The sequence below is a fragment of the Demequina sp. NBRC 110052 genome (assembly GCF_002090075.1).
Taxonomy (GTDB): Bacteria; Actinomycetota; Actinomycetes; order Actinomycetales; family Demequinaceae; genus Demequina.
Genome location: NZ_BBRI01000002.1, coordinates 744,507 through 758,027, shown reverse-complemented (window position 1 = coordinate 758,027; position 13,521 = coordinate 744,507). Strand labels below are relative to the sequence as shown.

Here is a 13,521-nt window from a genome sequence, read left to right as displayed (position 1 = left end):
ATGGGCCAGCAACACATCTCGCTGCACGACGTGCTTGGTGCGATCGCCGCAGATCTGGCACTGGTTGGCCTCGACTTCGATGCGGGGGTGCTTGACCTCGCTCGTGATGAGTGGATCGCCGGGAAGCCGTCGGCCGTAGCAGATGGCTTCCCTCGAAGTGGTTTCGTCATGGTGCTTCGCGGGCTGCAGACGCTGCTCGATACGGATGCGGAAGGCACACCTAGCGCGGTCTCGATCGCAGATATCGCGAGTGAGTGGGCGATGGATGAGCTCGGTCATGGGTGGCCGGAGCTCGCTGACTCTGAAGGTGACTTCGTGTGTCTCCTTCAGCCCGCAGCAGGCAACTCCGGCCCTGTCTGGGCAGGCGGCGGCGTCTCAGTACCGCTTGGGTCGCTCTCGACTGTTCCGCTCGTGCGCGCATCCGCAAGCGATGACGCTGCGCCCTCTGACGACTGAGATCCGCGCGGCGGTCGTCGCAGTTTCCGCGACAGGTCTCGTGCTTGCGAGGTCAGACGCCCTGTGGATTGTGGCTACGGCAGCGCTGGCAGGGGTCTTCGCGGCGACACGTGTATCCACGCGGGTCGCGATCGGGCTCCTCGGATTCGTGATGGCCGCAGGAGTTCCGTGGATCGCGGCACCGCTCATGGTTGGAGTGGTGTGGCTCGTCGTCTAACACGGCAAATCGGCATGGCAAGTCGTCGCGTCGAGTGCTCGTGCAGTCGGGTGGCGTGGCGGTGTGTTGTTGCTCTGTGTTGGCGCGGCAGCGGGCGTAATGGCTTCCGTGCCAACTAGGGGGCAACTGTCAGAATCTCCTGTGGTGTTCGATCTCGTGCGGCCCAGCGCGCTCGTCATCGCGCTGGGTGTCGTCGCGATGGCGCTCGCGAATGCGGCAGGCGAAGAGCTCGTGTGGAGAGGCGCGCTCCTCACCGAGTCACGCGGTGCGCGCACCGCGGCGGTCTACGCAATCCAGGTCGTATCGTTCGGCGCTGCACACTGGCATGGAATCCCGGGGCTCTGGAAGGGGGTGCTCCTCACTGGAATCGCCTCCCTGCTCTTTCTTTTGGTGCACCGCCGATGGGGCATCGTCGCTTCGATCATCGCGCATGCCGGCGCAGACATTGCGCTGTTCTTTGGGGTGCTTCCGATGGTGCTGTTCACTAGGTGGTCGGTGTAGTCGGCGTTGCAGTATGGGCTGGCTTGTGGCCACCGATCAGCGCCGATGCACCCGTAGGGCACGGGTGAGTCGCGAAGCCAGCTTGGGTCAACCCCCTATTGGCTTGTGTCGCCGTACAGCCCGCCGCTGAGCAGCGGCAGCATTGCCGCCGATGCGGCTTCGAGCGCCGTGGCGTCGACGGTCTCGCGCCCGGTGGCGCGGGCGAGCAACGCCGGCATCGCGACCGGCGCGAGTCCATACAGAGTGAGCAAGGGTGCGAGTGCCTCCACATCGACATCCTCACGAATGCGCCCGGCCGCCTGCTGGTCGCGGAGCATGCGTCGTGTCGCTTCGGTGAGTCTGTCGAAGAGCGCGGTCGCGGCAGGGCTGTCTGAGTTGAGCATCCGCCGCACGTAGTCGATGAGCGGCGGTGAGTCCTCGCCCACGAAGTGATCCGCGATCGATGCGATGGTGGCCGCGCCCTGGGTCTTCTCGTCCAGCAGGAGCGTGGTGACGTGCGCGTCGCACAGCTCGCGGAGATCGTCCTTGGATCCGAAGTGGTGGATGACGAGGCCGGGGGCGACGCCGGCCTCTGCGGCGATGGCGCGGATGGTCGCCTGGTATCCGTCGCGGGCGAACGCGCGGATGGCGGCGTCGCGGATGCGCGCGGGGGTCGACTGCTCGGAGATTGAACGCATGATCTATAGTTTAAACATGCGTTCAATCCGAAGGGCGGATGGCGCGACGAGGAGTGCACATGTCAACTGTGGCGATCACTGGAGCGAACTCCGGCATCGGACTGAGAGCCGCGAGGCAGCTCATGGACGCGGGGCATCGCGTGCTCGCCCTGTGTCGCTCTGTCGATCGCGCCCGGGCGGCACTCGGGCCAGCCGTCGACGTGATCGAGACGCACATGGACGACCTCGCGTCGATCGAGCGCGCGGCCGCGCAGGTCGCTGACGCCGGCGTGGACGTGCTGATCAACAACGCCGCGACCTTCGACCTTGGCATGAAGCAGCGCCAGACGACCGCCGCAGGCGACGAGTACGTGTGGGCGACGAACCACCTGGGCGCCGCAGCGCTCGCGGCGAAGCTCGGCCCCGCCCTCGCCGCATCGGACGATGGGAGGCTCATCTTCATCGCCTCCAAGGGCCTCGTGGCGATGCCGCGCATTCGCATCCGCTGGGACGACGTGGATGCGACCACCTGGTACACGCCTACCAAGGCGTACTATCACGCCAAGCTCGCCCAGGTGATGCTCGCGGAGTCCCTCGCGCAGCAGTGGTCCCCACGGGTGCACGTCACGGCGCTGCGCGTGCCCGCAGTGCGGCTCGACGCGGAGAAGCTGGCCGCCCAGCCACGGCTCCAGCGGTGGCTGTACGCGCCCAAGAATCGCGCAGCGGCCGAGCCCGACGCGGTGGCCCAGACCTACGTCGCGCTCGCCACGGGGGCGGCCCCAGCGTCGGCCTATGTCGACGAGTCGGGCGCGCCGTGCGCCCTGCCGCGCTTCGCCAGGGACGAGGAGCAGCGGAGGCGGCTTCTCGAGGTCACGGAGGCCGCGACCGGGGCGTCGTTCGACCTCGACTGACCGCTAGAGCTCGGGCGCCACGACCTGGCGACCCTGCACATAGACGCCCGCGATGGCCGGCTGGCGCAATCCCATGAGCAGGGTGAACAGCTCCTCCTCCGTGGCCTGTTCCTCGTCGTCCGAGCGGATGCCCATGGTGAGCATGCCGTGCAGCGGCTCCCAGCGTTCCTTCTCGATCAGCAGGAAGTCCGCGTCCTTGCCCACGTCGAAATTGCCGTAGGCGTGCTCCATGTCGAGCGCCCGGGCGCCCGCGAGGGTCGCGGCGAACAGCAGCTCGGCGGGGTGCAGCGCGGTGCCCGCATCGCCGTCCTCGGAGATGTGGACCTTGTACGCGTCGCCCGCCACGCGGGAGATGAGCCACTCGTCGCCCGCGCCGATGTCCGTGCCGAGCCCGATGTTCACTCCCGCGGCAACAGTCCGACGCCAGGGCATGGTCCCGGAGCCCAAGAACAGTTGCGACGTGGGGCAGTGGGCGATCGAGGTGCCGGTCTCGGCCATGCGCTCCAGTTCGGAGGGCTGGCAGTGCACCGCATGCGCGAGCGTGGAGCGTCGGCCCAACAACGACGAGCCGCCTACGCGTGAACCCTCCTCGAAGCGGCCGTCGTAGGTGTCCAGGTAGGACTCGGTCCCGTACGCGCCGAGCACCGCGGCGATCTCACCGTCGCCCTTGCGGTTGTTCTCGTTGAGGTGCGAGTGAAAGTACACGCCGCGGTCGCGCACGCCGTCGTAGAGCTCGCCCATGGCGGCGAGCGTGCGGCGCGTCACCGACAGCGAGAAGCGCGGCACGATGCCCACCTGCACGCGCGCGGTGCGCGGGTCGCCGGTGTCGACGGCGTGCCAACGGTCGATCTCGTCCGCGACCAGGTCGATCGCCTCGCGCTCGCCGGTGATGAGCGCCGCGGCGGCGGACGGCCCCACGGTCTGCACGCCGCGACCGGACACAGTCCTCAGACCAGAGCGCAACGTCCCCTCGTACAGCGCGTCCTGGGCGACCGGGAAGGCGGAGCCGAAGACCATCGCCGAGGTGGTGCCGGCGGCGATGCGGCGTCGGATGAAGTACCTCGCGGCCTGATGCGCGAAGTCGGGGTCGGCGAACTGCCCCTCGGTGGGGAAGATGCAGTGGTCCAGCCACTCGAGCAGTTGGCCGCCGCCGTGCGCCGCGGTCGCGTACGACTGGGGGTAGTGCACGTGCCCGTCGACGAAGCCGGGGATCAGGTAGTCCGCCCGGGTGACCGGCGCGTCGGCGTAGTCCGCGGGCAGCGCGTCGAACGGCCCCACCCACGCGACCCGACCGTCGGCGTCTACGGCGAGCGCACCGTCGGGCAGGGACACGAGGTGCGCGGCGACAGTCTCCTGCGCGGGGGAGCCTGCGATGTGGAAGATGTGGGCGCGGTACACGCGCGTCCCGCCCGGATCCGCAGGCCCGACTGGAAGGCCAGGTGCCAGCGGAACCCGGCGGTAGGCGGTGCTCACCTCAGACCAGGCCGGAGTACTGCTGCCAGGCGGGGCCGGCGTCGGGCGCGTCGTCACGGGTGACCGAGGCCTGGATGAGGCCGTAGGGGCGGTCGTCAGCGTGGAAGACCTCGTTGGCGTTGTCGATGCCGAAGCGCGCGAGGTCGTAGGCGAAGTGGTGCTTGTTGGGGGCGATGAGGCGCACCTCGACGAGCTCCGGCACGGCCTCGAGTGCGGCCTTGCCCATCTCGAACAGCGTCTGCTGGAGCGCGAGCGAGTGGTGAGACGCGAAGGTCTCCACGAGCGCGGTCTTGATCGCGGCGTACGCGGCGTCGAAGTCGAAGGTCACGACGTCCACGTCGCCGAACCGCCAGCGGGCCTCGAGCGAGGTCGCCATGATGCGGTCGCTCGTCGGCTCGAGCACCGTGTACTCGTCCTCGAGGAAGCCGTGGAACTCGGAGCCGGACGACTTCAGGATCGTCAGGTCCTTGAGGCCGCCGGTGATCCAGGTGCGCCGAGCGTCGGGCGTGCCCTCCGTGGTGACGGAGACCAGGCGTACCTCCTGGCCGTCGCGCACCCACGTGAAGTCATGCTCGGATCCCTCGACCGAGACACGGTCCCACGCGAACTCCTCGAGCTCGAGGCGCGCCTGGTCCACGGGCTCCACGTCATCGACGAAGTGGGTCGCGAGCGCGTAGGCGTAGCGCTCGAGGCTCGTGAGCCCCACGGTCTTGGCGTACGCGTAGATGGTCTGCTTCTGGGTGTCCGTGGGCAGCACCGTGGCCTGGTCGCCGGTGAGGTGCGCGTCATCGAAGCGGCCGCGCAGGCACGAGGACACGTTGATGTCGCGAATCTCGTGGCGGGGGGAGTCGCGGACGATCCGCACCACGCGGTTCTCCGCCTTGCCGTACTGGTGGTCACCGAGGACGATCGCCATGACTGTGGCCTTTCTTGCTGCGGGCCCCGGGGTCGCATGGGGCCGTCCACCATCCTGGCGGGCGGCCCCGTGCGGTTCCAGGGGCGCTCGGGAGAATTCACGCGCCCGAAACGCGCAGTCTCACGGTAGATCGTGTTGATTACATCTACATTTCGGGCGGTGTCGGCAGCGCGGCGCATGCCCGACGCTGGGGTCGGGTGGGTCTCCGGCGCTCGGTGCAATCTGTCGCGCCAGTCGGCGTTCGAAGCGTCGCTGACCGCAATCTGTCGGGTGGTGGGGAGCGGCTCGGCGTGTCGCCGGGCGGCGTGTCGGGCGTGTCGCGTGCGGCGTGTCGCAGGCGCTCCGTGCGGGGCGAGGGCAATGTCAGACCCCTCTGGCACTGTTTTCCTAGTGACACACCATCTAGTGCCGGTTGACGCGCCAACACCCCATATATAGTGTTGCTCGCCCCGCCAGGGACGACACCTCGAAAGGAAGCCTCATGACGATCTCGGTCTACTCGAAGCCCGCCTGCGTGCAGTGCACCGCCACCAAGAGGGCGCTTGAGCGCGCCGAGATCGAGTTCGAGATCTTCGACGTCACCGAGGACCAGGACGCCTACAACACCGTCATGGAGCTCGGCTACCTCCAGGCCCCCGTGGTCATCGCGGGCGACGAGCACTGGTCAGGCTTCCAGCCCGACCGCATCGCCGCGCTGGCCGAGCGGGTCGCCTCCTGACGGAACCTCCCGTGGCCTCCCTCGTCTACTTCTCCTCGACCTCGGGCAACACCAAGAGGTTCGTCGAGAAGCTCGGGGTCCCCGCCGAGCGCATCCCGCTCTACCCGACCGACGCTCCGCTCAAGGTGGACGAGCCCTACGTGCTCGTCGTCCCCACCTACGGCGGCGGCAACGACAAGGGCGCAGTGCCCAAGCAGGTCATCAAATTCCTGAACGACGAGCACAACCGCTCGCTCATCAGGGGAGTGATCACCGCGGGCAACACCAACTTCGGTGAGGCGTACTGCATCGCCGGCGACATCGTCGCCGCCAAGTGCAAGGTGCCGCACCTGTACAAGTTCGAACTCTTCGGAACACAGGACGACGTGGAAGCCGTCCGCAATGGATTGGATGTGCTGTGGAAGCAACAGTGATCGAGAAGCCCCGCACGGGCATGGACTACCACTCGCTCAACGCGATGCTCAACCTCTACGACGATGAGGGACACATCCAGTTCGACAAGGACCGTGAGGCTGCGCGCGAGTACTTCCTGCAGCACGTCAACCAGAACACGGTCTTCTTCCACTCGCTCAAGGAACGCCTGGACTACCTGGTGGAGAAGGAGTACTACGAGCCCGAGGTGCTCGCGCAGTACGACTTCGCGTTCATCCAGCAGCTCACCGAGCGCGCGTACTCCTACAAGTTCCGCTTCCCGACCTTCCTGGGTGCCTTCAAGTACTACACGTCCTACACGCTGAAGACGTTCGACGGGCAGCGCTACCTGGAGCGCTACGAGGACCGCGTCGTCATGGTCTCCCTTACGCTCGCCGCGGGCGACACCGAGCTCGCGACCAAGCTCGTCGACGAGATCGTCACCGGCCGCTTCCAGCCCGCGACGCCCACGTTCCTCAACGCAGGCAAGGCGCAGCGCGGCGAGTTCGTCTCGTGCTTCCTGCTGCGCATCGAGGACAACATGGAGTCCATCGGCCGCTCCATCAACTCCGCCCTGCAGCTGTCCAAGCGCGGCGGCGGCGTGGCGCTCTCGCTCTCGAACATCCGCGAGTCCGGTGCGCCGATCAAGCACATCGAGAACCAGAGCTCCGGCATCATCCCCGTGATGAAGCTCCTCGAGGACTCCTTCACCTACGCGAACCAGCTCGGTGCGCGTCAGGGCGCGGGCGCCGTCTACCTCTCGGCGCACCACCCCGACATCATGAAGTTCCTCGACACCAAGCGCGAGAACGCCGACGAGAAGATCCGCATCAAGACGCTGTCGCTCGGCATCGTCGTGCCGGATATCACGTTCGAGCTCGCCCGCAACAACGAGGAGATGTACCTCTTCAGCCCCTACGACGTGGAGCGCGTCTACGGCGTGCCGTTCGGCGACATCTCGATCACCGAGAAGTACCACGAGATGGTGGACGACGCGCGGATCCGCAAGACCAAGATCTCCGCCCGCCACTTCTTCCAGACCGTCGCCGAGCTGCAGTTCGAGTCCGGCTACCCGTACATCGTGTTCGAGGACACGGTGAACAAGGCCAACCCGGTCAAGGGCCGCATCAACATGTCCAACCTGTGCTCGGAGATCCTGCAGGTCAACACCCCCTCGGTGTTCAATGACGACCTCTCGTACGACGAGATCGGCAAGGACATCTCCTGCAACCTCGGCTCCATGAACATCGCGACCGCGATGGATGGCGGCAACCTCGCGCAGACCGTCGAGATCGCCGTGCGCGGCCTCACTGCGGTCTCCACGCAGTCCTCGATCGACTCGGTGCCTTCCATCAAGTACGGCAACGACCGCGCCCACGCGATCGGCCTGGGCCAGATGAACCTCCACGGCTACCTGGGCCGCGAGCGGATCCACTACGGATCCGAGGAGGGCATCGACTTCACCAACATCTACTTCTACACGGTGCTGTTCCACGCGATCGCGGCCTCGAACAAGATCGCCAAGGAGCAGGGGACCGCGTTCGAGGGCTTCGAGGACTCGAAGTACGCGAGCGGCGAGTTCTTCGACAAGTACACCGAGCAGGAGTGGGCGCCGGCGACGTCGCGCGTCGCCGAGCTGTTCGCCGAGGCGGGCATCGCCATCCCCACCCAGGACGACTGGCGCGCGCTGAAGTCCTCCGTGCAGGAGCACGGCATCTTCAACCAGAACCTGCAGGCCGTGCCCCCGACGGGATCGATCAGCTACATCAACAACTCGACCTCGTCGATCCACCCGATCGCGTCGCGCATCGAGATCCGCAAGGAAGGCAAACTGGGTCGCGTGTACTACCCGGCGCCGTTCATGGACAACGACAACCTGGAGTACTTCCAGGACGCGTACGACATCGGTCCCGAGAAGATCATCGACACCTATGCTGCCGCGACGCAGCACGTGGACCAGGGACTGTCGTTGACGCTGTTCTTCAAGGACACCGCGACCACCCGCGACATCAATCGCGCCCAGATCTACGCATGGCGCAAGGGCATCAAGACGATCTACTACATCCGCATCCGCCAGATGGCGCTCGAGGGCACCGAGGTCGAGGGCTGCGTCAGCTGCATGCTGTGACGCCCCCGTCGAGATTCGAAGAAGGAACGACATGACAGAGAAGCTGACCCTCATCAGCCACGTTGACGCGATCAACTGGAACCGCATCGAGGACGAGAAGGACGTCGAGGTCTGGAACCGCCTCACCGCGAACTTCTGGCTGCCTGAGAAGGTGCCGATCTCCGGCGACGTCCAGTCCTGGGCGACCCTCACGCCGGAGGAGCAGACGCTGACGATGCGTGTGTTCACCGGCCTCACGCTCCTGGACACGATCCAGGGCACCGTGGGCGCCGTCTCGCTCATCCCCGACGCGCTGACGCCGCACGAGGAGGCCGTGTACACGAACATCGCGTTCATGGAGTCGGTGCACGCCAAGAGCTACTCGTCGATCTTCTCGACCCTGTGCTCCACGCGCGAGATCGACGAGGCGTTCCGCTGGTCCACCGAGAATCAGAATCTGCAGCGCAAGGCGCAGATCGTGCTGGACTACTACCACGGTGACGACCCGCTGAAGAGGAAGGTCGCCTCGACCCTGCTCGAGTCGTTCCTGTTCTACTCGGGCTTCTACCTGCCCATGTATTGGTCCAGCCGTGCCACGCTGACGAACACCGCTGACATGATTCGCCTCATCATCCGTGACGAGGCCGTCCACGGCTACTACATCGGCTACAAGTTCCAGAAGGGCCTCGAGAAGGAGACCCCTGAGCGCCGCGAGGAGCTCAAGGACTACACCTTCAACCTGCTCTACGACCTCTACGACAACGAGGTGCAGTACACGCAGGACCTCTACGACCCGCTCGGCATGACCGAGGACGTCAAGAAGTTCCTGCACTACAACGCCAACAAGGCCCTCATGAACCTGGGCTACGAGGCACTGTTCCCGTCCAACATCTGCGATGTCAGCCCCGCGATCCTCTCGGCGCTGTCGCCCAACGCAGACGAGAACCACGACTTCTTCTCGGGCTCCGGCTCGTCGTACGTGATCGGCAAGCACGAGGAGACGACGGATGACGACTGGGACTTCTGAGCCCTAGCGAGTCCATCAGCAGCCGAGGGCCCCAGCGCGCAAGCGCCGGGGCCCTCGGTGCGTCCGGCGCCTGATCCGCACGCCCGCGTGCCTGCGTGCACGTAGCCCCGCGCCCTCCGCCCGCGCCCGCGCACCCCGCTGTCTCCTGGTAGTCACTGAGCGTTGGAAACTGCCTCCTCAGCAGCGCTGAATGGCTACCAGCGCGCAGCGGCCGCGAAGTGATCGCGAGCCCGCGTGCCACACTGCAGGAATGAACCGTATAGCAGGCGTCATCTGTGTCGTGCTGGGCGCGCTGACCGGCGCAGCGTGGATCGCCCACGGGTACATCCTGGGAGTGGTGGCCGACCGGCCCGAGTCGGATGGCGCGTTCCAGGGAGCCGAACTGCCGACGCTGACCCTCACCTCGATGTTCGGTGTCGGCGCCTCGCTCGTGCTGGTTCTCCTCGGCGTTGCGCTCCTGGTGCAGGCGCGTAGCCGCGTCGATGCCTAGGTTCGTTCCAGCAACGAGCCCGTTGGCTGCTCGGCCGGGCCCTCGCCATTGACCACGGTGCCGCGCAGCCACGTGACGCGGATCACGCGTGCGCCGTAGCCGTGCCGCCTTCGAACTGGTTCGTACCCGCGGTCGGTTCCCTGGCGAAAGCGTGCAGTGCACGCGTCCATCGAGGTGCGTGCCATCGCTGCTCCCGTCTTCGGGTACCGAGACCGAGCCCTCCCGGTGAGGGGTCGCGTAGCATCTCGCCTGTGCGAACAGCTCATCGGCTACATGCGGTCGTGAGGATCTTGGTTTCCCGCCCGGCCGTGGCGCTCATGCTTCTCGTCGGGTCATCGCTCCTCGCTTGGGGACTCTTCCCAGCGGCTGAGGCAGTTGAGCCGCGTGCACCTTTGCTTGCCGCGGTGAACAGCGATGCGAGCGTTGCGGACGCGCTTGTACTTGTTGGCGGTACCGACTTGGCGCTCGGGCTCGAAGACCCAGTCGATATTGCGGTCACCGCATGGACTGGAGAGTCGACTGCTGTGGGGACCGAGGCTCAGATTGAGCTCGTGTTCTTGGAGCGTGTGCTCTCTGCAAGCGATGTTGTTTGTGAACCAGACAACTGCGCTGTATCCACGGAAGTAGCACAGGGCCAGTCGCTGGTGAGAAGCAGGGTCTCAGTGGTGTCGGAATGGACGGGCACCCCTGATGGTGCCGTCGTGACTGGCGTGGTCTCCCTCGGCGGTGCGCCTTCGGTCTCCGCCGACGAGCGCAGCCATTGGTACCTGCCCGGGCTCGAGTGCTCCGAACGCGAGTGCGTTGCGGCGGTCCCTACGCTCGTCGTCGGCTACGACACTCCGATCGCCGAGGGGGCGCACGTCGTTGCTGGCTACGCTGACCCGTCACTTCCAGTGTTCTACGACTGGTCAGGCGAATTGGATCCGATCGTGACTGTGGGTGGCGACGTCGTCGTAACCTATGCATTGCTTGCCGAAGAGACGCACGGGTTCTTGCCTCGGCACACTCTCGTTGGGATCAACACCACCCAAGTCCGCGGTGAGCCTGCGAGACTCTTCCTCGCGGGAGTCTTCGCCGCAGTAGCTGCGACGTCGTTGGTTGAGTTGATTCTCTGGGGTACTCGTCGCGTGCGTCGAGCCGTCCGGTAGCCCGACCGCCTCGGGCTCTCGGAGCCGCCGTGTGGGACGCCACGCGGGTGCCGAACTAGGTACCAAGCAGTAGCAGGCGGCCCTCGGAATTGCCCGCCGCGCCCTCGCCGTGCACCGCGGTGCCGCGCAGCCAGGTGGTGCGTGCGACGCCGCGCAAGGCGTGCCCGTCGAATGCGGTCACAGGGTTCTTGTGGTGCAGTTCGCCCGCGTGGATGACGCGCTCGGCGTCCGGCGCGAAGGCCACGAGGTCCGCATCCTTGCCCACGGCGATGCCGCCCTTGGCCTCAAGCCCGGCCCAGGTCGCTGTTCCCGTGGACATCCACCCGACGACGTCGGCGAGCGTACGGCCCCGCGCCGACGCCCCGGTCCAGATCGCGCTGAGGCTCACCTCGAGTCCTGCGATGCCTCCCCATGCGAGCGCGAAGTCGCCGTCACCCGCGAGCTTGAGATCCGCAGTCGCGGGGGAGTGGTCCGAGGCGACGATGTCGATGGTGCCGTCGAACAGCGCCTCCCACAGGGCCTCGCGATTCGCCTCGTCGCGGATCGGTGGGCAGCACTTGTACTGCGTGCCGCCGGCAGGGATGTGGGCGGCGTCGAACGTCAGGTAGTGGGGGCAGGTCTCGACCGTCAGGGGCAGGCCCTCGGCCTTCGCCGCGCGGATCGCAGGCAGCGCCGCTGCGGATGAGAGGTGCAGGATGTGCGCCCGCACGCCCGTGGCGCGGACGCCCTCGATGACGGCGCCGATCGCATCTACCTCTGCCGCGTCGGGCCGCGTCCCGGCGAACGCGACGGGGTCAGTGCCGGGTGCATCTTCGTGCAGGTGGCGCGGGTCCTCCGCGTGCACGATGAGCCTCCCCCCGAACGAGGCGATCTCCTCCATCGCGGACCGCAGCTGGACCGCGTCGAGCTCGGGGAACTCGTCCACGCCCGAGGGGGCGAGGAAGCACTTGAAGCCGAAGACCCCCGCCTCGTGAAGATCGCGGAGATGCCCGAGCGACGACGGGATGGCGCCGCCCCAGAAGCCCACATCGACGCGCGCCTTGGGAGCAGCCACCGAGCGCTTGAGTTCGAGCGCGTCGAGCGTGGTCGTGGGCGGGATCGAGTTCAGCGGCATGTCGATGATCGTCGTGACGCCTCCGGCGGCGGCAGCGGCGGTCGCGGACGCGAAGCCCTCCCACTCGGTGCGCCCGGGCTCGTTGACGTGCACGTGCGTGTCCACGATGCCGGGGATCAGCACCTCGTCGTCGGCCAGGACGCGCTCGGCGGCGGCATGCCACGGCGCGTCCACGGGGCCCAGCCCCACGATCGTGCCGCCCGAGATCGCGACCGAGGCCGCAGTCTCCGCGCCGTCGACGACCGCGCGCGGGGCGCGGATCACCAGGTCGATATTAGTCATGAATGGGCCTCCGGAGCGGGGACGGTCTCGGGGTCGCACGCGGCGGGGCATGCCCGACGCTGGGGCTGGGCGGGTGCGCCGCCGCGCCTACACTGGCGGCGACTGAGGAGGGATGCACGTGTTCGAGATCGCCCGCGAGATGCTGGCCGAGCTGGATGCCGGCGATGCGCTGGGCGTGGTCGTCGTGACGGCCGTGCACGGTTCGGCGCCGCGCGCAGTGGGCTCCGCGATGGCGGTCACGCGCGACGGGCGTGCGATCGGGTCCATCAGCGGCGGCTGCGTCGAGGGCGAGGCCTACGACCTCGCCCAGCGTGTGCTCGTCGAAGACGGTCTGATCGATGTGGATCTGGGCGGCGAGGGCGACCTCTACGCCGCCGGGCTGGCCTGCGGAGGGTCGCTCGGCGTGGTCGCGATGCGTGTCGAGCTGGGCGACTCCGAGGTCATCAAGGCGCTGCGCGACAGCCTTGATACCAGCGCCGATGTCAAACTGGACGTGCCGCGCGACCCGGCCAGAGCGTCGGGCGTCTTCACGTTGAGGCGTGCTGCGGCGCCGCGCATGATCATCGTGGGTGCCGTCGACTTCTCGGGCGCGCTCGCGAGCGCCGCGAAGGCGCTCGGCTACCGCGTTACCGTCGTGGATGCGCGGCCGGTCTTCGCGACCGAGGCACGCTTCCCGCAGGCCGACGAGGTGGTCGCCATGTGGCCCGATCGGTACCTCCGCTCGCAGACGCTGAGCGCGAACGACGTGGTGTGTGTGCTCACGCACGAGGAACGCTTCGACATCCCGACGCTCGCGCTCGCCCTGCGTTCGGAGGCCGGCTACGTCGGCGCGATGGGTTCGCGGCGTACGCACGAGCGTCGCATCGGGCTGCTGCGCGAGGCGGGGCTCAGCGAGAGCGAGCTCGCGAGGATGAGGTCGCCGATCGGTCTGGACCTTGGCGGATCGACGCCCGCGGAGACCGCAGTCGCCATCGTCGCGGAGATCCTCGTGGAGCGCTCGGGGGCGAGTGGCGCGCGGCTGAGCGAGCGGCGCGGGCCGATTCACCGCGCGCGGGAGGCGTGAGGGCCCTGGGTGAGCGTCTGACGCGCTGACG

The 13,521-nt window shown here is 67.3% G+C and carries 15 protein-coding genes; 11 read left to right on the top strand and 4 right to left on the bottom strand.

Features of this window, described 5'->3' with window-relative positions; translation table 11 throughout:
• The 3 genes from B7K21_RS03685 (at position 1) to B7K21_RS03675 (ending at position 1,174) form a co-directional block, all read left to right on the top strand.
• Complete coding sequence (locus tag B7K21_RS03685; RefSeq protein WP_084073865.1) at positions 1 to 456, top strand: hypothetical protein; 456 nt, start codon at positions 1 to 3, stop codon at positions 454 to 456.
• A complete protein-coding gene (locus B7K21_RS03680; protein WP_084073864.1) occupies positions 431 to 673 on the top strand; it encodes a hypothetical protein in 243 nt (80 codons plus the stop codon). The genes B7K21_RS03685 and B7K21_RS03680 overlap by 26 nt, the downstream gene beginning before the upstream one ends.
• Positions 674 to 817: 144 nt before the next feature.
• A complete protein-coding gene (locus tag B7K21_RS03675; RefSeq protein ID WP_159448401.1) occupies positions 818 to 1,174 on the top strand; it encodes a CPBP family intramembrane glutamic endopeptidase in 357 nt (118 codons plus the stop codon).
• A 95-nt stretch (positions 1,175 to 1,269) separates the two neighbouring features.
• Here B7K21_RS03675 and B7K21_RS03670 read toward each other — a convergent pair whose 3' ends face one another.
• On the bottom strand, positions 1,270 to 1,851 hold the full coding sequence (locus B7K21_RS03670) for a TetR/AcrR family transcriptional regulator (protein ID WP_084073862.1): 582 nt from the start codon (positions 1,849 to 1,851) through the stop codon (positions 1,270 to 1,272).
• A gap of 59 nt (positions 1,852 to 1,910) precedes the next feature.
• Here B7K21_RS03670 and B7K21_RS03665 point away from each other — a divergent pair, with 59 nt between their 5' ends.
• Entirely contained in the window at positions 1,911 to 2,741 is an 831-nt protein-coding gene (locus tag B7K21_RS03665) for an SDR family NAD(P)-dependent oxidoreductase (RefSeq protein WP_084073861.1), read from the top strand.
• Between the two features lie 3 nt (positions 2,742 to 2,744).
• Here the strand turns inward: B7K21_RS03665 and B7K21_RS03660 are convergent, their stop codons facing one another.
• Positions 2,745 to 4,139, bottom strand: coding sequence for an amidohydrolase family protein (locus tag B7K21_RS03660; RefSeq protein ID WP_234989166.1), 1,395 nt, complete (start codon positions 4,137 to 4,139; stop codon positions 2,745 to 2,747).
• A 76-nt stretch (positions 4,140 to 4,215) separates the two neighbouring features.
• On the bottom strand, positions 4,216 to 5,130 hold the full coding sequence (pucL, locus tag B7K21_RS03655; protein ID WP_084073860.1) for a factor-independent urate hydroxylase: 915 nt from the start codon (positions 5,128 to 5,130) through the stop codon (positions 4,216 to 4,218).
• 481 nt (positions 5,131 to 5,611) lie between these two features.
• Here pucL and nrdH point away from each other — a divergent pair, with 481 nt between their 5' ends.
• From nrdH to B7K21_RS12430, 6 genes are all read left to right on the top strand, one after another.
• Positions 5,612 to 5,848: a glutaredoxin-like protein NrdH gene (gene nrdH / locus B7K21_RS03650; RefSeq protein WP_084073859.1), complete on the top strand. Its 237-nt coding sequence runs from the start codon at positions 5,612 to 5,614 to the stop codon at positions 5,846 to 5,848.
• Between the two features lie 11 nt (positions 5,849 to 5,859).
• Entirely contained in the window at positions 5,860 to 6,261 is a 402-nt protein-coding gene (gene nrdI, locus B7K21_RS03645; protein ID WP_084073858.1) for a class Ib ribonucleoside-diphosphate reductase assembly flavoprotein NrdI, read from the top strand.
• A 20-nt stretch (positions 6,262 to 6,281) separates the two neighbouring features.
• Positions 6,282 to 8,387: a class 1b ribonucleoside-diphosphate reductase subunit alpha gene (gene nrdE / locus B7K21_RS03640; RefSeq protein ID WP_084074790.1), complete on the top strand. Its 2,106-nt coding sequence runs from the start codon at positions 6,282 to 6,284 to the stop codon at positions 8,385 to 8,387.
• 31 nt (positions 8,388 to 8,418) lie between these two features.
• Positions 8,419 to 9,393, top strand: a complete 975-nt coding sequence (gene nrdF, locus B7K21_RS03635; protein WP_084073857.1) for a class 1b ribonucleoside-diphosphate reductase subunit beta — start codon at positions 8,419 to 8,421, stop codon at positions 9,391 to 9,393.
• A gap of 250 nt (positions 9,394 to 9,643) precedes the next feature.
• Positions 9,644 to 9,883, top strand: coding sequence for a hypothetical protein (locus tag B7K21_RS03630; RefSeq protein ID WP_144016046.1), 240 nt, complete (start codon positions 9,644 to 9,646; stop codon positions 9,881 to 9,883).
• Between the two features lie 308 nt (positions 9,884 to 10,191).
• On the top strand, positions 10,192 to 11,031 hold the full coding sequence (locus B7K21_RS12430) for a hypothetical protein (RefSeq protein ID WP_144016045.1): 840 nt from the start codon (positions 10,192 to 10,194) through the stop codon (positions 11,029 to 11,031).
• A 55-nt stretch (positions 11,032 to 11,086) separates the two neighbouring features.
• On the opposite strand, the gene allB is transcribed toward B7K21_RS12430, so the two are convergent.
• Positions 11,087 to 12,427 carry an allantoinase AllB gene (gene allB, locus B7K21_RS03615; RefSeq protein WP_084073853.1) on the bottom strand — a complete coding sequence of 447 codons (1,341 nt, stop codon included), beginning with the start codon at positions 12,425 to 12,427 and terminating at the stop codon, positions 11,087 to 11,089.
• 118 nt (positions 12,428 to 12,545) lie between these two features.
• Between allB and B7K21_RS03610 the strand changes: the two genes are divergently transcribed.
• Positions 12,546 to 13,490 (top strand): XdhC family protein, encoded by a 945-nt coding sequence (locus tag B7K21_RS03610; RefSeq protein ID WP_084074789.1) that lies wholly within the window; start codon positions 12,546 to 12,548, stop codon positions 13,488 to 13,490.
• Positions 13,491 to 13,521: the final 31 nt, after the last annotated feature.